This window comes from Mesorhizobium sp. M0184, assembly GCF_040322215.1.
GTDB lineage: Bacteria > Pseudomonadota > Alphaproteobacteria > Rhizobiales > Rhizobiaceae > Mesorhizobium.
Genome location: NZ_JAMYSZ010000002.1, coordinates 1 through 19,386, shown reverse-complemented (window position 1 = coordinate 19,386; position 19,386 = coordinate 1). Strand labels below are relative to the sequence as shown.

At 64.0% G+C, this 19,386-nt stretch carries 19 protein-coding genes; 9 read left to right on the top strand and 10 right to left on the bottom strand.

Features of this window, described 5'->3' with window-relative positions:
- Positions 1–45 precede the first annotated feature (45 nt).
- Entirely contained in the window at positions 46–747 is a 702-nt protein-coding gene (locus NKJ23_RS03140) for an adenylate/guanylate cyclase domain-containing protein (RefSeq protein ID WP_352449907.1), read from the top strand.
- A 133-nt stretch (positions 748–880) separates the two neighbouring features.
- On the opposite strand, the gene NKJ23_RS03135 is transcribed toward NKJ23_RS03140, so the two are convergent.
- The gene (locus NKJ23_RS03135; RefSeq protein ID WP_352578626.1) at positions 881–1,810 is read right to left on the bottom strand and encodes a DnaJ C-terminal domain-containing protein; all 930 of its coding nucleotides are present in this window, start codon (positions 1,808–1,810) and stop codon (positions 881–883) included.
- 100 nt (positions 1,811–1,910) lie between these two features.
- Entirely contained in the window at positions 1,911–2,372 is a 462-nt protein-coding gene (locus tag NKJ23_RS03130) for an RT0821/Lpp0805 family surface protein (protein WP_352678115.1), read from the bottom strand.
- A gap of 39 nt (positions 2,373–2,411) precedes the next feature.
- On the opposite strand from NKJ23_RS03130, the gene pdxH reads away from it, so the two are divergent.
- The gene (pdxH, locus tag NKJ23_RS03125; protein WP_352678113.1) at positions 2,412–3,029 is read left to right on the top strand and encodes a pyridoxamine 5'-phosphate oxidase; all 618 of its coding nucleotides are present in this window, start codon (positions 2,412–2,414) and stop codon (positions 3,027–3,029) included.
- A 217-nt stretch (positions 3,030–3,246) separates the two neighbouring features.
- Positions 3,247–3,522, top strand: coding sequence for a hypothetical protein (locus NKJ23_RS03120; RefSeq protein WP_352571403.1), 276 nt, complete (start codon positions 3,247–3,249; stop codon positions 3,520–3,522).
- Positions 3,523–3,594: 72 nt separating this feature from the next.
- On the opposite strand, the gene NKJ23_RS03115 is transcribed toward NKJ23_RS03120, so the two are convergent.
- Together NKJ23_RS03115 and NKJ23_RS03110 are read right to left on the bottom strand one after the other, a co-directional pair.
- On the bottom strand, positions 3,595–4,347 hold the full coding sequence (locus NKJ23_RS03115; RefSeq protein WP_352678111.1) for a crotonase/enoyl-CoA hydratase family protein: 753 nt from the start codon (positions 4,345–4,347) through the stop codon (positions 3,595–3,597).
- Positions 4,348–4,400: 53 nt separating this feature from the next.
- Positions 4,401–6,164, bottom strand: a complete 1,764-nt coding sequence (locus tag NKJ23_RS03110; RefSeq protein WP_352678108.1) for an acyl-CoA dehydrogenase family protein — start codon at positions 6,162–6,164, stop codon at positions 4,401–4,403.
- Between the two features lie 174 nt (positions 6,165–6,338).
- Between NKJ23_RS03110 and NKJ23_RS03105 the strand changes: the two genes are divergently transcribed.
- The 3 genes from NKJ23_RS03105 to NKJ23_RS03095 all read left to right on the top strand — a co-directional run bounded on the left by NKJ23_RS03105 (position 6,339) and on the right by NKJ23_RS03095 (position 8,515).
- Entirely contained in the window at positions 6,339–6,719 is a 381-nt protein-coding gene (locus tag NKJ23_RS03105) for a type II toxin-antitoxin system TacA family antitoxin (RefSeq protein ID WP_352678105.1), read from the top strand.
- Positions 6,716–7,219, top strand: coding sequence for a GNAT family N-acetyltransferase (locus NKJ23_RS03100; protein ID WP_352678102.1), 504 nt, complete (start codon positions 6,716–6,718; stop codon positions 7,217–7,219). Before NKJ23_RS03105 ends, NKJ23_RS03100 begins: the two co-directional genes overlap by 4 nt.
- A 138-nt stretch (positions 7,220–7,357) precedes the next feature.
- Positions 7,358–8,515 (top strand): glycoside hydrolase family 25 protein, encoded by a 1,158-nt coding sequence (locus NKJ23_RS03095; RefSeq protein ID WP_502902482.1) that lies wholly within the window; start codon positions 7,358–7,360, stop codon positions 8,513–8,515.
- 21 nt (positions 8,516–8,536) lie between these two features.
- Here NKJ23_RS03095 and purD read toward each other — a convergent pair whose 3' ends face one another.
- Entirely contained in the window at positions 8,537–9,814 is a 1,278-nt protein-coding gene (gene purD / locus NKJ23_RS03090) for a phosphoribosylamine--glycine ligase (protein ID WP_352678099.1), read from the bottom strand.
- 157 nt (positions 9,815–9,971) lie between these two features.
- On the opposite strand from purD, the gene ubiA reads away from it, so the two are divergent.
- On the top strand, positions 9,972–10,955 hold the full coding sequence (ubiA, locus tag NKJ23_RS03085; protein WP_352678698.1) for a 4-hydroxybenzoate octaprenyltransferase: 984 nt from the start codon (positions 9,972–9,974) through the stop codon (positions 10,953–10,955).
- 172 nt (positions 10,956–11,127) lie between these two features.
- Here the strand turns inward: ubiA and NKJ23_RS03080 are convergent, their stop codons facing one another.
- The 3 genes from NKJ23_RS03080 to NKJ23_RS03070 all read right to left on the bottom strand — a co-directional run bounded on the left by NKJ23_RS03080 (position 11,128) and on the right by NKJ23_RS03070 (position 14,310).
- Positions 11,128–11,694, bottom strand: a complete 567-nt coding sequence (locus NKJ23_RS03080) for a DUF6101 family protein (protein WP_023674094.1) — start codon at positions 11,692–11,694, stop codon at positions 11,128–11,130.
- A gap of 186 nt (positions 11,695–11,880) precedes the next feature.
- Positions 11,881–13,311: an FAD-binding oxidoreductase gene (locus tag NKJ23_RS03075; RefSeq protein ID WP_352678096.1), complete on the bottom strand. Its 1,431-nt coding sequence runs from the start codon at positions 13,309–13,311 to the stop codon at positions 11,881–11,883.
- Between the two features lie 18 nt (positions 13,312–13,329).
- A complete protein-coding gene (locus tag NKJ23_RS03070) occupies positions 13,330–14,310 on the bottom strand; it encodes an L-threonylcarbamoyladenylate synthase (protein ID WP_352678093.1) in 981 nt (326 codons plus the stop codon).
- Positions 14,311–14,469: 159 nt separating this feature from the next.
- Here NKJ23_RS03070 and NKJ23_RS03065 point away from each other — a divergent pair, with 159 nt between their 5' ends.
- Positions 14,470–14,901 carry a hypothetical protein gene (locus NKJ23_RS03065; RefSeq protein ID WP_352456859.1) on the top strand — a complete coding sequence of 144 codons (432 nt, stop codon included), beginning with the start codon at positions 14,470–14,472 and terminating at the stop codon, positions 14,899–14,901.
- Positions 14,902–14,936: 35 nt separating this feature from the next.
- Here NKJ23_RS03065 and NKJ23_RS03060 read toward each other — a convergent pair whose 3' ends face one another.
- Complete coding sequence (locus NKJ23_RS03060; RefSeq protein ID WP_352678090.1) at positions 14,937–17,690, bottom strand: glycine--tRNA ligase subunit beta; 2,754 nt, start codon at positions 17,688–17,690, stop codon at positions 14,937–14,939.
- Between the two features lie 277 nt (positions 17,691–17,967).
- Between NKJ23_RS03060 and NKJ23_RS03055 the strand changes: the two genes are divergently transcribed.
- Entirely contained in the window at positions 17,968–18,141 is a 174-nt protein-coding gene (locus NKJ23_RS03055; protein WP_352449921.1) for a hypothetical protein, read from the top strand.
- Here NKJ23_RS03055 and NKJ23_RS03050 read toward each other — a convergent pair.
- Positions 18,138–19,175, bottom strand: a complete 1,038-nt coding sequence (locus NKJ23_RS03050) for a glycine--tRNA ligase subunit alpha (protein WP_352678696.1) — start codon at positions 19,173–19,175, stop codon at positions 18,138–18,140. The genes NKJ23_RS03055 and NKJ23_RS03050 overlap by 4 nt on opposite strands.
- Positions 19,176–19,386 lie beyond the last annotated feature (211 nt).

Here is a 19,386-nt window from a genome sequence, read left to right as displayed (position 1 = left end):
GTCATATTCGAGCGACATTTGAAACCGCTCGGGGGCCGGACTCCAATGCATCCGATCACTGCCTATACGAATCCACAGACTGACCGCGTGCTCCCGTCATTCGGCATGGGTGAAACGAAATTCCAGCGCGCCATCGCCACGATCATGTTTACCGACGTGGAGGACTCGACCGGCTTGGCGAGCGCGCTTGGCCTGGTCGAAACCACGCGGTTCATGATCGAGCACTTCACGTTGACCCGCCAGGTCGTGGTGGCCAATGGGGGGATCGTTCAAAACTTTACAGGCGACGGCGTGCTAGCTCTCTGGCTGGGGAGCCAAATGACGCCCAGCGAAACGGCGCTAAAGGCGCTGGCCGCCGTCGCGGAACTGGTACCGGAAATCTCGCTCGGCAACGCTTGGAAACGTTCGATGGGCTCCCTGTCGCGCCGCATCAGGATCGGCTTACACTCCGGCGAGGTGATGTTCGTCAACGATCGCCAGTGGGATTTCTCTTTTCTGGTCGGCTCGGAGGTAAATTTCGCCCGCCACGTCGAGCAGGCTGGCAAGAGGGAGAATGGCGCAGGCGTCGATGCGCTGGTGATGGTCAGCGGTGCGACCCTCCACCTTGCTGGCCTGGCGACTGCATCGATCGACCCCTACAAGCTTGTGCGGCTAACCCCCGCCGAACTGGCTCATCGCCAGTCGGTCGACTGGCGTCGACCGTGTTCGCGAAGCGGAACTATGGCGCGTGCAAATGTCGGCCTTTGAGGCGTTAGCTGACGTTGAACCTACTTCGGCCAAATGGCGGCTCCTGGCGCTGGTTGCTCGCTTGCTGTCGATAATCGACGGCATGAAACCACTCGCGCCCGCTTTTCACACACGGCGCCAGCCTTTTCGACCGTCAGGCCTTTCGCCGGCGCATCAGCGCCTCGAGCTCGGCGTCGCCGCCTTCCGGCAGCATCAGCCGCACATGCGCGTAGAGATCGCCGTGACCGCCGGCCTTTTCCGGCAGGCCCCTGCCCTTCAGCCGCAGAACCTTGTCCGAGCTCGACCAAGGGGGAACATTGACCGCAATCCTGCCGGTCGGGGTTTCGACCGCCACCTTGGCGCCATGCACCGCATCGGCCAGTTCCACCGGCAGGTCGACATGCAGGTCGCGGCCCTCGACGCGGTAGCGCGGGTGCCGGCGGAAACGGATTTTAACCAGCGCATCGCCCGGCTGCCCCGGTCCTTGCTCACCCTGGCCTTTCAACCGGATGGTCTGACCGTCCTCGACATAGGCCGGCAACTTGACCGCCATCTTGCGGCCGTCGGGGAACATCGCCGTCACCTTCTCCGCGGTGGCGGCTTCCTCGATGGTGACGTCCAGCGTCACGTTGAGATCGGCGGCGGTCGGGGCCTGACGGCGGCCGCCGGTGCCGGCGCCGCGCTGCTGGGTGAAAGCATCGCCGAAGATCTGGCTGAAGATGTCGCTGTTGCCGTCGAACGGATCGCCGCCGGGACGGCCCGTGCGGAATTCGAAATGCGCGCCGCCCGGCCCTTGCTGCCGGCGGAAACCGGCGAAAGGATCGGCGCCGCCAGCCGCGCCTTCGAAACCCTGGAAACGCTGTTTGCCATCGGCGTCGATCTCGCCGCGATCGAATGCCGCCCGGTTCTTCTCGTCGCCGACGATCTCGTAAGCCTGGTTGGCGGCGGCAAAACGGTCCTTCGCCTTGGGATCATCCGGATTCTGGTCCGGATGATACTTCTTGGCGAGCTTCCGGTATGCGGATTTTATGTCCTTGGCCGATGCGTTCTTGGCAACGCCCAGCACCTCATAGGGGTCGCGCATGCTTACTGCCCTGGAGAAGGAGTGAGTCCATAATCGCCTCCTATATGCGCTCGCATAGGAAGGAATTCCAGTGGCTTACCACCATGTCGCCGGCGGAAAATCAGAGCGCCTTGAAGTCCTGCATTCGCCAGGCGCTGCCGCCGGCCAGGCATACTTCGCCTTTGAACAGCGCGACGCCGTCGAAGCTCTCGCGTGAAGCGGTGAAGCGACGGCATGTCTCACCGTTAGCCCTGAATTCCGCCAGCTCGGTGATGGAGCCGCGCGAGCCGGTGTCGGCATTCGCCCAGGGAACGGCCTGCCCGGCCAGTTGCTCGACGTCGGCGGAGGACACGGCGTTGCGGATCGTGGCCTGATCGGAGGCGCGGTCCTGATCGAGCGGCGTGACTGAGGCCGGCGTGCTCGAGGTCAGTATCGAGCGGTCCACCTCCGCCTGCTCCAGGCTGAAGCCGCCCCCACCACAGGCGGCAAGCGGCAGGGCGATTATCACGATCATGGCTTTGGCGCTGGCCGAAGCGATAACGCTCCATTGCCCACTGTCAAAAGCTTGCGCGATACGCGACAATCGGCAATCTCCCCAGCCGGCAACAAATTTGGGAAAACTATGAGCGAAACCGGGTTAACAAGCGGTGACTTTACCGAGGCGGCGGAGCCGTTCCGGCTCTTTGCGGCGTGGCTCGACGACGCGACGAAGAGCGAGATCAACGACCCCAACAGCGTGGCGCTGGCGACCGTTGATGCCGAAGGCATGCCGAATGTGCGTATGGTGCTGCTTAAGGGCTTCGACGAGGGCGGCTTTGTCTTCTACACGAACTTCGAGAGCGCCAAGGGCCGTGAGATTCTTGGCAGCATGAAAGCGGCGATGTGCTTCCACTGGAAATCGCTGCGCCGGCAGGTGCGAGCGCGCGGCCCGGTGGAGATCGTCACCGACGCCGAAGCCGATGCCTATTACGCGACGCGTCCGCGCGGCAGCCGCATCGGCGCCTGGGCGTCCAAACAGTCGCGGCCGCTGGAGAGCCGCTTCGCGCTGGAAAAAGCGGTCGCCGAATACACGGCGCGCCATGCGATCGGCGACATCCCGCGGCCAAAACACTGGTCGGGCTTCCGCATCGTGCCGCAGACCATCGAGTTCTGGCACGACCGTCCGTTCCGGCTGCACGACCGTGTCGTGTTTTCGCGCAACGCCGAGGGCAACTGGGACAAGGTGAGGCTTTATCCGTAGGGCACGACGGTGGAGCGCCGGCGCCCATTTTTTCAGCCCTTCTTCCCGGTCATGAAGGCGGCCAAGGCCGGGCCGCTTCTGCCGGATTTCCAATTCCCACTATCACGATCTCGTGTGCGTGAAACGTTCCAGCTTGCCGGAACGAACCAGGGAAGGGCTCAACGCGCCTCTGGCGCAAATTCAGGAGGAAGCAATGCATTCACTCAGGTTGGTCACGATGGCCGGTCTTGCCTGCCTTTTCGCTTCGCAGGCCTTTGCGGAGGACGCGATGGGGACAATGACGGTGATGAAGGGTGGGGAGGTCATGGCGATCATGCCCGATGGGCATATGGGCACCATGATGCCCGACGCGAAGATGAGCGCCGAAATGATGAAAATGGCGAAACCGATCAAGCATTGCATGATGTTGATGACCGACGCCAAAGGCAAGACATTCATGATCGACACGTCTTCGCCAAAGGCCCAGGCCGAATGTAAAAAAATGGCGATGTGACTAAGAGATCATGGCAAGAAAACCCGCCGGTTGCTGCCGGCGGGTCCACGATGCGAGACAAGGCCAGAAGGTCTAGGCCTTCTTCCTGGTCATGAAGGCCGTCAAGGCTGCGCGGGCCTCGTCGGATTTGAGCCGCTCGCGGAAATGCTGGCTTTCCTGGCCGATGCGCTCGACAAGGGCGTCGCGCGAGCCGCGCATCAGGTCGCGCGCGATCTTCAGCGCTTGCGGCGGCTTGGCAGCGATCTGGCCCGCCGCCGCCAATACCGATGCTTCGAGTGCCTCTTCCTCGACCACCTCATAGATCAGCCCGGCGGCCTTCGCGCGCTCGGCCGAAAAGCCCTCGCCGAGGCCAAGCAGCGCGAAGGCGCCTTGCCGGCCGAGGATCTGCGGTGCGAGCAGGCTCGATCCTGCCTCCGGCACAAGGCCGAGATCGACGAAGGGCGTCCGGAATAGTGTGCGCGGCGTGGCGAAGGTCAGGTCGCAATGCAGGTTGAGCGTGGTGCCGATACCGACCGCAATGCCGTCGACACCGGAAACCATCGGCTTTTCCACCTTGGCCAGCGCCATCAGGAAATCCCAGACCTCGGTACCGCCTTCACCGCCCGAGGCGACAATCATGAAATCGGCAAGGTCGTTACCGGACGAGAAGGCACCGGGCACGCCGAGAAAGACATTGACGCGGATCGCCGGATCGGCGTCGCCGCCGGCAAGAGCCGCCGACATCGTCGCGTACATGGCGCGGGTCAGGGCGTTCTTCTTGTCCGGACGGTTGATGCGGATGATCTGGATGGCGCCCTGGCGTTCGACGAGGATGTGGTCTGTCACGGATTGGTCCTTTGTGAATTTCGGGCCTTTGTGAATTTCGGCGCGTGCGAACGTCAGGCTGAAATCAGCGTCTTGCCGGCAACGGCAAGGCTGTCGGCGCCGCCGATGACGCGCTCCTTCAGCGCGCCCACTTCGCCAAGCAGGTTCTCGGCGAAGAACCGGCAAAGCGCGATGCGGTTTTGGTCGGCAAGCGCGCCGCGCGCCAGATAGGCCCCGCCCGCGGCAAGCGAGATCAGCCTGAGATAAGGTGTGGCGCCGGCCAGCGCCTCGTCCGAACGGCCTTCGGCCTGCAGGTCTTGCAGGAAACGGGTTGCCTGGGAGAGCTCGTCGAGCGCCTGGTCGAGGCGATCGGCGGTGCGGCCGAAGCCTTCAAGGTTCGATGCTCGCGCCGCATCGGCGACGGCCTTGAGTTCGGCGATGTAGCCATGCACATGCCGGCCGCCGCGGAGCGGCAGCTTGCGCGTCACCAGATCGATCGCCTGGATGCCATTGGTGCCTTCGTAAATGGGCGCGATACGCGCGTCGCGATAAAGTGCTGCGGCCCCTGTCTCCTCGATGAACCCCATGCCGCCATGCACCTGCAGCCCAAGCGAGGCGACCTCGACGCCGACATCGGTCGAAAAGGCCTTGGCCAGCGGCGTCAACAGATTGGCGCGCTCCTGCCAGTGCTTTGCATCTTCGCTCTGCGACGCAAGATCGATGGCGTGGGCGCAGGAATAGCAGATGGCACGGGCAATCTGGGTCAGCGCCTTCATGGTCAGAAGACTGCGCTGGATGTCGGGGTGATGCACGATCGGCGCCATGCCGGCACCGCCATAGCTTGCCGCCTTGCCTTGCCGGCGGTCGTTTGCATAGGCGAGCGCCTTCTGCGTCGCCGCCTCGGCGACCGCGACGCCCTGCATGCCGACGGCAAGGCGCGCATTGTTCATCATGGTGAACATGCAGGCGAGGCCCTTGTTCTCCTCGCCGACCAACCAGCCGATCGCGCCGGGCCTGCTACCTTCGAAGCCATCGCCATAAATCATCGTGCAGGTCGGCGAAGCGTGGATGCCCAGTTTGTGCTCCAGCCCGGAGCAGAAGACGTCGTTGCGCCTGCCCAGCGCGCCATCGTCTCCGACGAGGAATTTCGGCACCAGGAACAAAGACAGGCCGCGCGTGCCGGCCGGCGCGTCCGGCAGCCGCGCCAGCACCAGATGGATGATGTTGTCGGTGAAATCGTGCTCGCCATAGGTGATGAATATCTTTTGCCCGAAGATGCGGTAGGTGCCGTCGCCGGCCGGTTCGGCGCGGGTTCGCAAGGCATTCAGGTCCGAGCCTGCCTGCGGCTCGGTCAGGTTCATGGTGCCCATCCATTCGCCGCAGACCAGTTTTTCCAGATATTTGACCTTGAGTGCCTTCGAGCCATGCTTGTCGAGTGCTTCGACCGCGGCCATGGTCAGCGTCGGGGCGATGCCGAACGCCATCGAGGCGGAGTTCCACATTTCGAGCGCGGCGACGCCGAGCATGGCCGGCAGCGCCTGGCCGCCATACGCTTCCGGCGCGGACAGCGCATTCCAGCCGCCGCCGATCCAGCGGCGATAAAGTTCCTTCCAGCCGGGCGGGGTAGTGACGGCAGCGCCGTTGAGCACCGCGCCGTGCTGGTCGCCGACCGTGTAGAGCGGCGCCATCTCCTCGCTGGCGAAGCGGCCGGCCTCGGCCAGAATGGCGTCGACAAGGTCCTCGCCGAGTTCGCCAAAATTGCCTGCATCGAGCGCCGGCTTCAAGCCGGCGACATGCTTCAGGGTGAAGGCGATCTCCTCGACCGGTGCCCGATACATGGCGTTCGCTCCTCCTCAGCCCGGCCCTCCCCAGTCTGGCCCTCCCCAGTCTGGCCCTCCCGAGTCTGGCAGGTCTACTTAAGACCTGTGCCGATGCAAAATCATCTGCTTTCGGAGTTCCCTGTCCATCTTCTTTTTACGTAAACGTCAAACTTTGTCACGCGGATTTTGCAATTGCTGGCTCGTATGCAAAATTATTTAGAGCCGGACGACGCACTTGATTTGTACGGTTATTTCCCGTACAAGGCAGCATCAGGGATGACGATAATGCCAAACCAACAGACCCGCACCGCCCGTCTCGAAGCCCGTATCTCGCCGGATATGCTGGACGTGGTGAAACGTGCCGCCGAAATCCAGGGCCGCAGCGTCAGCGACTTCGTGGTCGCCGCCGCTCAAGAGGCGGCGCAGCGTACTATCGAGAACACCACCATCATGCGTATTTCCGTCGAGGATCAGCGCGCCATGATGGAGGCGATTCTCAATCCGCCCGAGCCCAATGAAGCACTGCGCAGGGCCGCCGACGCCCACAAACGGCTTGTCGTCGAATCCCGGTGAATTTCACCATCATCATCGAACCGCTCGGCGGATCGCATGATCGCAAGGCGTTCAGCTGCGGGGTGTCGGCGCTCGACCACTATATACGGGAGCAAGCCAGCCAGGATGTCAAACGCCGAGTCGGCAACTGCTTCGTTGCCGTGGATCGCGATGTCGGCGCGATCGCCGGATATTACACTTTGGCGGCGTCGAGCATACCGATCGCGTCCTTGCCTGACGAACAGACAAAACATCTGCCACGCTACCCGGTTCTGCCCGCGATATTGGTCGGCAGGCTGGCCGTCGATGCCCGATACCAGCGGCGGCGGGTCGGGTCGGCGCTGATCGTGGATGCGCTACGACGTAGCGTTAGCGCTGCCCCAGCAGCCTTCGCGTTGATTGTCGATGCCAAGGATGACCAGGCGGTCGCGTATTATCGCAGGCATGGCTTCACCTCGTTTCAGAGCCGCCCGCTATCACTGTTCCTGCCCATAGCAACAGCGTTGAAGCTATTTGGCTGACAATCGCAACCATCGCTTTGCTCTTGAGGAGCACCAGGGGTCACGTCGCCAGCGCTCCAACTCGCCCACTCGGCACCCGAAGCATTTCCTTAACCATGGCGGTTCAGGATTTGGCTTTGGCCAGCAAGGATCTGCTGTTTGAAAACGCCGGCGCGCCCCCTTGTCCGCTCAGCGCTTCTCCTTGTCGCGGCCGCGATGACCCTGGCGCTGACGCCGGCAAAGGCCTCGGATTTCTCCGAACCTTGGAAGGATGCCGACCGGGCGCTGGTCGTCGACGCCTACGAATACAATTCCATCGACTGGACCCGGCTAGCCGCCGACAAGCGTCTTGTCGGCTTCATCAACAAGGCATCCGACGGAATGCCGCCACCCTATTTCTGTTTCGGCGACGAGACCGAGACGCGGCTGTGCAAGACGCTTTGGAAACGCCATGCGGTGGCGCGTGAGCTGTTCCAGACGCGCAAGGTTGTGGCCAAGGCGCTTGGCTTGAAATGGGGCGCCTATCACCTCGCCCGCCCCGGCAACCCGGTCGGCCAGGCCAATCATTTCATCGAGTTCGCCGAACCCGGGCCGGATGACCTGCTTGCCCTCGACATCGAGGACGACGATCCGACGCAGTGGATGTCGCTGGACGACGCCGAAGAATTCGTCCGCCAGGTGCATCGGCGGCTCGGCCGCTTTCCAGTGCTCTACACCAATGGAACGACCGCCCGGCACATCGCCGACAACAGATACAAATACCAGCTGCTGTCGCGGCTGCCGCTGTGGTATGCGCGCTACAAGCCCGACATCGACGTGCATTTTCCGATGGGCAACTGGCAGGGTTATGCGCTCCGGCAGTTTTCGGCGCGAGCAAATTGCGGCCGGTTCCGCTGCCCTTACAGGGTCGCGGGCACACCCAACGATATCGACGTCAGCGTCGCGCCGATGAATGCCACGGAATTGCGCGCGCAGTGGCCGTTCGGCGGCCTGATCGACGTGCAGCCGGATTATCTCACCTCGATACCGGTGCCGCTCTCACGCGAGGCGGGGCTCGCCGGCGGCACCATCACTTACGCTAGCGTGACGCCAGCAAGCTTCGAGGAGATGGTCGCGGTATTCAGGGCTCGCCTGGCCAGGTTCAGCAGCGGCTTTCAAATGCCTGCGGCGAAGGCGGCGCCGGGCCTTCCGCGCGGGATTGCCGAATATGTCGCCTGGACGCGAAACGAAAAGCGTGCGGCATCGGTGCCAGGATTTGTCTCCACCGCCGATGCGGTCAGCAGCGTCTCGACCGAATTCGACCACGGCTTGCGCTGAGGCCGAAGGCCGCCCGAAGCATCAGTTCGCCTGCTCGCGCGCCACCGCCAGCCAGCCAATGTCGCGGCGGCAAAAGCCTTGCGGCCAGTCGATCCGGTCGAGCGCGGCGTAGGCCTTCTTCTGCGCCTCGCCGACGGTGCGGCCGGTCGCCGTGATGTTGAGAACGCGACCGCCATTGGCGACGAGTGCGCCGCCGTTGATGGCGGTGCCGGCATGAAATATCTCGACGCCCTCACCCGCCGCCGCCTCGACGCCGCGGATAACCGAGCCCTTTTCCGGCGTGCCGGGATAGCCCCTGGCTGCCATCACCACGGTGAGCGCCGCCTCGTCGCGCCAGCGCACCGAAGTATGCGCCAGCTGGCCGTCGGCGGCTGCGTTGAGCAGGACGAGCAGATCGTCCTTCAGCCGCATCATCAGCACCTGGCATTCCGGGTCGCCGAAACGGGTGTTGTATTCGATCAGCTTCGGCCCGTTGTCAGTAATCATCAGCCCGGCGAACAGCACGCCGGAAAACGGAGCGCCTGTTTCAGCCATGCCGCGCATGGTCGGCTCGACGATCTCGCGCATAGTGCGGTCGATCATCTCCGGCGTCATCACAGACGCCGGCGAATAGGCGCCCATGCCGCCGGTGTTGGGGCCGGTGTCGCCGTCACCGACACGCTTGTGGTCCTGCGCGGTGCCGAAGGGCAGCGCGGTGGTGCCGTCGCACAGGCAGAAGAAACTTGCTTCTTCGCCGACGAGAAACTCCTCGACCACCACTTCCGCGCCGGCCTGGCCGAAGGAGCCGTCAAAACAGGCGTCGAGCGCGGCCAGCGCCTGGTCAAGCGTCATGGCGACGGTGACGCCCTTGCCGGCAGCGAGGCCGTCGGCCTTGATGACGATCGGCGCACCCGTCTTCTCGACATAGGCCTTGGCCGAAGCCAGATCGTCGAAGCGGCCATAGGCGGCGGTCGGGATGCCATATTTGGCGCAGAGGTCTTTGGTGAAACCTTTCGAGCCCTCCAGCCGTGCCGCTGCCTTTGACGGTCCGAAGACGCGGATGCCCTCGGCGCGCAGGTCGTCGGCAATGCCGGCGACCAGCGGCCCTTCCGGCCCGACCACGACGAGGCCTATTTCATTCTCGCGGCAAAACCGGGCCACCGCCGTGTGATCCGCAATGTCGAGCCTCACCAGCTCGGCTTCGCGGCCGATGCCCGGATTGCCGGGCGCCGCGTAAAGTTTGGTCAGCAGCGGCGAGGCCGCGATCTTCCAGGCAAGCGCATGCTCTCGTCCGCCGGAGCCGATCAGCAAAACACGCATGCCCAGATTCCTTGTCATTTCACGACCAGGACTGCGCTATTGCGCCGCGCGCGACGGGTCAAGACATTTGGCTGCCGAAGCGCCGATTGCGCGTGGCGAGCGTGCGGGGGGCTGCTTGACGCTTGACGGCATTCGCCTCTGCTGCCACTCCAGCAAAATGGAAACCGTCCAGTCGAAAGCGGCCCAGGGCCGCGTCGCCGATGCGCCGAGCGGCCACTGGGTCTATCGTGCGCTGCCGCGGCGGTTGTGGCCCTATGCGCAGCTTGCCCGGTGGGACCGGCCGATCGGCTGGCAATTGCTGCTGTGGCCATGCTGGTGGTCGGCTGCCCTTGCCGCGAGCGCCTATCCGCGTCCGACGGATCCGCTGCTCTCGCTGCTGCCGTCGCCGTGGTACCTGCTGCTGTTTTTTCTCGGCGCGTTCGCCATGCGCGGTGCCGGCTGCACCTACAATGATTTGGTCGACGAGAACATCGACAACCAGGTGGAACGCACGCGCTCGCGGCCGCTGCCGGCCGGCAAGGTCACGCGCCGGCAGGCCTGGATGTTTGTTGTCGTGCAGGCACTGGTCGGCCTTGCCGTGCTTTTGCAGTTCAACAGCTTCGCCATCTTGCTCGGCATCGGCTCGCTGGTCATCGTCGCCGTCTACCCGTTCATGAAGCGGTACACCAATTGGCCGCAACTCGTTCTCGGCCTTGCCTTTTCCTGGGGAGCGCTGATGGGATGGGCGGTCGAGTTCGGCGATCTCGATGGGCCGGCAATCATGCTCTATATCGGCTCGATCCTGTGGGTGATCGGCTATGACACGATCTATGCGCATCAGGACAAGGAAGACGACGCCATCGTCGGCGTGCGCTCGACGGCGCGCCTGTTCGGCGACAATACCAAGGCCTGGCTGGCCGGGCTTTATGGCGGAGCGCTGGTCTGCTTCGCCATCGCCTTTGCCTCGGCACAGGCACCGGTACCGGCGCTCGCCGGGCTGATCGCCGCCGGCGCCCATCTGGCGCGGCAGATCGGCGTGCTCGACATCGACGATCCGGACCAGTGCCTAAGGCTGTTCAGATCGAACAACCAGGTCGGCTGGCTGATCTTCCTCGGCCTGATCGGCGGCGCGGCTTGGGTGGCGCTGAAGCCGCTGGTTTAGCGGCTTTTTTCCTTCTCCCCTTGTGGGAGAAGGTGGATTGGCGCGTAGCGCCAAGACGGTTGAGGGGTGTTGGAAGAAATGAGGCGTTGGCGTTCCCTGGAACACCCCTCATCCGACCGAGCTTCGCTCGGCCACCTTCTCCCACAGGGGGAGAAGGAAGAGGCGCTCAGGCCTACTCCCGCGAAATAAGCTCCTCGCCGCCGATGACCAGCCTGAGGCCGAGGTCGCCGGCGCGGCGGCGAGCGAGGAAGCGCGGGCGGCGCATGGTCGAGACGCGACCCTTGCGGCGGTCCTGCGCCGGCAGCGCCTTGATGGCAGCGCCGAGCGATTCTTCGAGCGTGCGGGCAATGCCGTCGGCCTCGATCAGCAGCATCGGCAGGCGGTAGGCATCGGCCCAGGCGCGCCAGTCAGCGGCGACATCGTCGAGATCGTCGGCGACCAGCAGCGGCACCGACAGCATCGGGTCATTGTGCAGAAGCTCAAGCGTCACTGTGACATTGCCATCCGGATCCTCCATCGCGCGGGCAGCGACGCCGCGAAACGCGTTGGCGGGCAGAGCGATGATCGCCGGCACGCCGCTCATCTCCAGCGTGCGGCGGATAACCGCGCCGCGCTGGTCGATGGTGAAGGTGACGTCGCCATAGTCGTCGCGCGTGGCGTAGCTCACCACCTGCGGCAGGCGGAATGGGTCGAGACGCATATTGCGGCCAGCCCAGACTGGCTTCAGTCCAGTGTTCATATCGTGCCTTTCCTGTTTCTCCTGAGAGCCGGTGTTTCCGGTTCTCCGGGCCGGTTTTCCCAGCCTCGTTTGTGGAGAAACATTAGCGCGGGCTTCTTATCCTCGCGCTTAAGAAAGTCGGTTAAATTTTGCTGATCCGGGGCGGATGGTTATCGGAATGCGAACCGGCGCGGGCCGGCGAAAGGATCAGATAACCTTACCCGGATTCATGATGCCGGCCGGGTCGAACGCGGCCTTAACCCTGCGCATCAGCTCGATCGCCATCGGCGGCGCCGTCGCGATCAATTCGTCCCGCTTCAACTGGCCGATGCCGTGCTCGGCCGAGATCGAGCCATGAAACGCGCGCACGACGTCGTGCACGGCCTCGTTCATGACGTGGTAAAGGCCGAGAAACGCCTCGTCATCGCCGTCGACCGGCCGGGAAATGTTGTAGTGCAGATTGCCGTCGCCCATGTGGCCGAAGCAGACGACGCGCGCGCCGGGACTGACCGATTGCACGGCGCCGGCGGCCTTTTCGATGAATGGCGGCATCGACGCCACCGGCACCGAGATGTCGTGCTTGATCGAGGCACCTTCCGGGTTCTGCGCCTCGGGCAGCACCTCGCGGAAATTCCAGAACGCGTCGCCCTGGGCAATGCTTGCCGCGATTACCGCATCGCCGACGATCTCTTGCTCGAGGCCTGCCGACAGCACCTCCTCGATCAGCGCCCTGGCATCCTCGGCCGAACGGCCCGACGAGATCTGCATCAGCACATACCACGGCCAATCGCCGGCCAGCGGCCGCACCACGCCTTGCGCGTGGGCAAGCGTAAAGTCGTAGGGCCTCTGGCCGATCAGCTCGAAGGCGGTGAGCGCTGCCCCTGCACGGTCCATCGCCAGGCTGAACAGCGACAGTGCCGCCTCCGGCGATGACAGGCCGGCAAACGCCACCTCGCGCCCCTTGGGCTTGGGGAACAGCTTGAGCACGGCGGCGGTGATGATGCCGAGCGTGCCTTCCGCGCCGACGAACAGGTTCTTCAGATCGTAGCCGGTATTGTCTTTTTTCAGCTTGCGCAGATCGTCGAACACTTCACCGGTCGGCAGCACCACTTCGACGCCGAGGCAGAGCTCGCGCGCATTGCCGTAGGCAAGCACGCCGGTGCCCCCGGCGTTGGACGAGAGATTGCCGCCGATCTGGCAGGAGCCTTGCGCGGCAAGCGACAGCGGAAACAGCCGGTCGGCGGCATCGGCCGCTTCCTGCAGCGTCTGCAGGATGACGCCGGTTTCGACCGTCACCGTGTTGGACAGCGTATCGATTTCGCGGATGCGGTTCAGCCGCGACAGCGACACCACGATCTCGCGGCCGGATGCGTCCGGCACCTGGGCGCCGACCAGCCCGGTGTTGCCGCTTTGCGGCACGATGGGCGTGCCGGTTTCGGTCGCCAGCCGCATGATGCTGCTGACCTCCTCGACGTTCCCCGGCCTCAGCACCAGCGCCGTCCTGCCGTGCCAAAGTCCGCGCCGCTCGGTGAGGTACGGTGCGATGTCCCGCTGATCGCGCAGCGCATATTTGTCGCCGACGATTGCCGCAAAGCGCGCGACGACGGCGGGGTCGAGATCGGGGGAAATGTCGTTCATGGGTGGAAACTATGGTGCTCAATCCATCTTGTCACGCGGGGCGATCTTGTCACGCGGGGCGGCGGCGCGCGAAAGCCGGTCATTGATCGCCTCGCCCAGCCCGTCGAACGGGATCGGCTCGACAGCGATGGTTTTGGCGCCACTGCCATCGAGATCCTGCAGATGGGCGAAGAGATTGCTTGCCGCCTCGCGCAGGTCGCCGGTCTCCGACAAGTTGCGCAGGGCGGCTGCATCGCGCCAGCCTTCGGCACGGCGGCGGCCGAAGGCCAGCAAGGCTTCGCCCGGTGCGACCTCCGCAGCATTGAGCCGCACTGCCGCACCTGGCGCATAGTGCGAGGCGAGCATGCCGGGCGCCTCGATGCCCGAAGCGCCGCGCAGCAACTTTGTCCCGGCCACTGCTTCGATCTCTTCGGCGGCAATGCCGCCCGGCCGCAGCAGCCGCAGCTTTCCAGCTTCGACCTTGACGATGGTCGATTCCAGCCCGACCGGCGTCGCGCCGCCGTCGACCACAAGCTTGATCCGGGGACCGAGATCGGCGGCCACGGCTTCGGCCGTCGTGGCGCTGATCCTGCCCGAGGAATTGGCGCTGGGCGCCGCCAGCGCGCGGCCGAACCTGGCGATCAGCTCGCCGCCAAAGCCTTTCGGCATACGCAGCGCAATGGTATCCAGCCCGGCGGTGACCAGCGGATGAATGCCGTTGCCGGGCCGTTGCGGCAGCACCAACGTCAGCGGCCCCGGCCAGAATGCCTGCGCCAATCTTTCCGACAGCGGGTCGAACAGCGCGATGCGCTCGGCCATCGCCGGATCGGCTATATGGGCGATCAGCGGGTTGAAGCGAGGTCGGCCCTTGGCTTCGAAGATACGAGCCACGGCAACGCCATTGGTCGCGTCGCCGGCCAGCCCATAAACGGTCTCGGTCGGGATGGCGACGACATCGCCGCTCTCGAGCAGCGCCAACGCCCTTTCCATCGCCTCGCCGGCGGCACGAATTTCAGCCACTGTCGTCACCTCCCGGATGCGGGTGCCTAATACGCTGACGCCGACGGAGCAAGTCCGGGCGTAGGCGAATCGCAAATCGCTAAAATGCTCTGTTTCCCCGCAAGCCGGCATCAACTGCCCTCGGCTACGGTGCCGTCTTATTGGGCAAGGGGAATTATCATGCTTTCGATGCGTATCCTTGGAGCGCTTGGTTTGGCGTTTATGGCCGGCACGGCACAGGCCTCGTCGCTGGTTTTTCTCGGGCAAACGACGGCGACGCCTTCGGTGGTAAGTGCCGGCGCGCTCGAGCGGGCGAAAACACCGTCGATCGTCGCGCTCGGCGAGAAGTTGCCTGACGTCAATGAAAACGTCACCGATGAAAAGGTCGCGGCAATCCCGAGCCAGCCGAACCATGGCTTCACCGGAAGCCCGATGATCATTCGCGGCGGTATCGTCGGCGATGCCTTTGCAACGCCAGCGCCCAAAGCCGCGCCGGCCACCGCTGCCGCGCCCGCCGCGGACAGCAAAGCCGACCCAAAGGTCGCCAGCAAAACCCCTGAGCCCGCAGCGCCGCAGCCTGCGCCGCTAGCAGCTCCCGACCAGCCGAAATAGCGCCTGAAGCATAAGCGAAGATTTCTTCGCGGACGTCAGCCGGCTATCTTGGAGAAATCCGCGACCCGGTCGGTCGCCGCCCGGATGCGGGCGAGCAATGCCAGGCGATTGGCGCGCACCGCCTGGTCCTCATCGTTTACCAGGACTTTCTCAAAGAATGAATCAACCGGCTCGCGCAACACACTAAGCGCCAGCATGGCGGCGGAAAAGTCTTCGTTTTGAATTGCTTCGCCGGCTTGCCTCTCGGCCTGATTCACCGCCGCGAACAAGGTTTTTTCGGCGTCCTCCCGGAACAGAGCCGGCTCAACGCTGCTTGCGATCGCTGTCGCCTTCTTCTCTTCGGCAACCACGATGTTGGCCGCGCGCTTGGTGCCGGCAAGCAGGTTCTTGCCGTCCTCGGTGTCGAGGAAGGAGCCGAGTGCTTCGACGCGGCGGACGATTTGAAGGAGATCGTCGTTGGACGATTGGCCGATCTCCCCCCTAGAGGGGGAGATGCCCGGCAGGGCAGAGGGGGGCGCGACAGAATGAGAGGCTGGCGGGACAGCGCCCCCCTCTGTCGGCTTCGCCGACATCTCGCCCTCTAGGGGGGAGATTGGGCGCGAACCCGCCGCGAGTACGGCGTCGATCAGGTCGTGCCGCGCGCCCTGATCGCGGAGATAGACTTTTAGGCGATCGTGGAAGAAGGACAGGAGATCGGCAATTATCTCAGACGCGGAATGGTCCGGTAATTCGACGCCGCGTATTTCCGAGGACAGCGAACCTGCCCGTTCACTGATCAAATCGTCGGCTGATCCAACGCCAGTAGTGAAATCGCCCTCGTCGTCCGCTCGCCAGACCACCGAAAACCGATTGCCGCGATTGAAGGTAAGCCCGAACAGCGAGTTTAAAAACTGGCGCTGGAGTGGCAGTCTTACCCCATTCTCGACCAAAATCCTCACAACGCCTAGCGCCGCCCTCCGCAGCGCATAGGGATCTTTCGATCCGGTCGGCTTTTCATCAATCGCCCAAAACCCGACCAGCGTGTCGAGCTTGTCGGCAAGCGCCACGGCCACCGACACCGGATCGGTTGGCACGCGATCGGACGGTCCCTGCGGCTTGTAGTGCTCCTCGATGGCGGCGGCGACTGATGGATGCTCGCCCTGCAGCAGCGCGTATTTGCGGCCCATGGCGCCTTGCAGTTCCGGGAACTCGCCAACCACTTCGGTGGTGAGGTCGGCCTTGGCGAGGACGGCGGCGCGGCGCGCCAGCGCGGTAACCTCCCCCCTCGAGGGGGAGATGTCGCCGAAGGCGACAGAGGGGGTCGTCTCGCGTCGAGCGCCGACTTCCTCTTTCTTCGAAAGGCCAGATCGCGTCGCGCCAGCCGAAGGGACCCCCTCTGGCCTGCCGGCCATCTCCCCCTCAAGGGGGGAGATCGACTGCGCCACGATCGGTGCCAGTTCTTCGGCCAACCTGGCAATCCGCTCCACTCGCTCGCCTTGCGTGCCGAGCTTGGCATGAAACGTCACATTGAGATGGTCGAGGCGGGCCATGCGCTGGTCGAGCGGCTTTTTGAGATCAAGTCTGAACTTTTGCGCCGATGCCTGCAACTGGTCGAGATCCGGCAGGTCGCCCTGGTCGGTCTTCCAGAAATAGAGCGCGTCGGACAGGCGGGCGCGCACCACCTTGCCGTTGCCATGGGCGATCTCCTTGCCGCCATCCTTGGCCTCGATGTTGGCGGTCAGGATAAAGCGGTTGGAGAGCGGCGATTGGCTGATCTCCCCCCTTGAGGGGGAGATGGCCGGTAGGCCAGAGGGGGTCGGCACGACCTGACGCGACTCCCTATCGCGGACAGGGGATGCCGGCGCTTCACGCGAGGCGACCCCCTCTGTCGCCTGCGGCGACATCTCCCCCTCGAGGGGGGAGATCTGGCGCGTCGTCACAAAACACTTCTGGTTGGCGCGGATGGTGAGCCTGATCACCTCGGCCGGAATGGCCAGAAAATCCTGCTCGAATTCGCCCATCAGCACGACCGGCCATTCGACGAGGCCCGACACTTCCTCCAGCAGCCCCTCGTCCTCGACAAGGTCGAGCCCGCTGGCGAAGGCGACGTTCCTGGCATCGGCAAGAATGATCTCTTTGCGTCTGTCGGCATCGAGCACGACCTTGGCCGCCTCCAGCTTGGCGACATAATCGTCGAAGCGGCGCACCGTGATGGCGCCCGGCGCATGAAAACGGTGGCCGTAGGTGACATTGCCTGAGCGGATGCCGTCGATCTCGAAATCGACGACCACCGGCTCCTCGGTTTCTGGGCCGAAGGTGCACAGGATCGATTGCAGCGGCCGCACCCAGCGCAGCGAGCCGGGCTTGGCCGAAGCCGGCCCCCAGCGCATCGATTTCGGCCAGGGGAAGTTGCGGATGATGCCCGGCACCAGCTCGGCGATGATTTGCTCCGCCGGCCTGCCCGGCTTCGCAATATGGGCGACATAGAAGTCGCCCTTCTTCGAATCGGAATGAACATGCGCCTCGGCAATCGAGGCAAGGCCGGCCTTGCGCAGAAAACCTTGCACGGCCTGCTCGGGCGCCTTGGTCGAGGGTCCCTTGATCTCCTCGCTGATGTCCTTCGAGCGCGCGGTCAGGCCGCGAATGTCGAGCGCCAACCGGCGCGGCGTCCAATATTCGCGCGCCGCCTCATAGGTCAGCCCGGCTTCGACCAGATCGTCGGTCAAAAGCTTCTTCAGGTCGCCGGCCGCCTTGCGCTGCATGCGAGCGGGGATTTCTTCGGAACGAAGTTCTAGAAGCAGGTCAGGCATTGAAAGAGCTCACGCGACAAGAAACAGCCGCCGCTTCGCGGCGTCCTCCCCCATCGAGGCGGAGGTAAGCGGGGCATAGCAACTCGGTCGGCTGCTGTCACCCTTCCCAGCAAGATCGGGCCAGCACGATCAAGGCGTCCAACGGCGATTTCCGGAAAAATTCAGCCGCCTGTCGGACACGAGCCGGTCCGCCCGTCCTTGGAGCAAAGATTTCCATGAACCGAACGCAGCGCTGAAGCGACCAACGCTCAGGCAGAGAGCTATTGGCTGAACGACCATGAAAACGGCATCGACATTCCTGCAGATCCTCGCGCTCAGCGCCTGTTTCGCGGCGCAGGCTCATGGCACGTTCTCGATGCCCGGCGTCAGGCAAGCGCTGCGGACAATGGCCGGCTCCAGCGGCCAGGGTGCGTTACCAATCAGCACTCCTGCCGAATTCGCCTTGAGCTAGGCCGCCAGCCCGCCCGCCTGCGTCAGCAGAAATGCCTCGCCGCAGGCTTTGGCCAGATTGCGCACCCGCAAGATGTAACTCTGGCGCTCGGTGACCGAAATCACGCCGCGTGCGTCGAGCAGGTTGAAGACGTGGCTGGCCTTGATGCACTGGTCGTAGGCTGGGAAGACCATGCGGTGATATCCCTCCCCCTTGAGGGGACCAGACAAGGTCTGGCCGGGAGGGGTCGCTCGTGCATTGCTCGACGCCTGACCTGCGGTGCCTTCCGAGGCGACCCCCTCTGCCCGCTTCGCGGGCGTCTCCCCCTCGAGGGGGAAGACAGGCGCGCCGGCTTGTAGCAGCGCCTTGCACTCGGCTTCGGCGTCCTCGAAATGGCGCAGCAGCATCGCGGTGTTGGCAAATTCGAAATTGTGGCGCGAATATTCTTGCTCGGCCTGCAGGAAGACGTCGCCATAGGTCACCTTGTCGGCGCCTTCGCGGCCGTTGAAGTTGAGGTCGTAGACATTGTCGACGCCCTGCACATACATGGCCAGCCGTTCCAGCCCATAAGTGAGCTCACCCGCCACCGGTGCGCATTCGATGCCGCAGACCTGCTGGAAATAGGTGAACTGCGAGACCTCCATGCCGTCGCACCAGCACTCCCAGCCCAGCCCCCAGGCGCCGAGCGTCGGGCTTTCCCAGTCGTCCTCGACGAAGCGGATGTCATGCAGCAGCGGATCGATGCCGATCGCGGCCAGCGAGCCGAGGTAAAGCTCCTGCAGATTGGGTGGATTGGGCTTCAGGATCACCTGGTATTGGTAATAGTGCTGCAGCCGGTTCGGGTTCTCGCCATAGCGGCCGTCCTTGGGGCGGCGCGAGGGCTGGACATAAGCCGCGTTCCAGCGTTTTGGGCCGAGCGCGCGCAATGTCGTTGCCGGATGGAAGGTGCCGGCGCCGACTTCCATGTCGTAAGGCTGGAGGACGACGCAGCCATAGTCCGCCCAGTAATTATGCAAGGTCAGGATCAGCCCCTGGAACGAGCGGCTTGGGTGCATATGGGCAGGAATGGTCACGGCGGCCTCGGCGGGAAAGGCGGGATGCCGACACGTCCTAGATGCCTGGCCAGCAAGCGTCAAGGCAGAGGGGGTCAGGCCTTTGAAGGTGTTCCCTTCTCCCCTTGTGAGACCTTTGCATAGAAGCCGATTGGTGATTCTGTGATGATGGTCGAAGCAGGGAGATTCGGGATGGCGGATCGTGTTCTGGGTC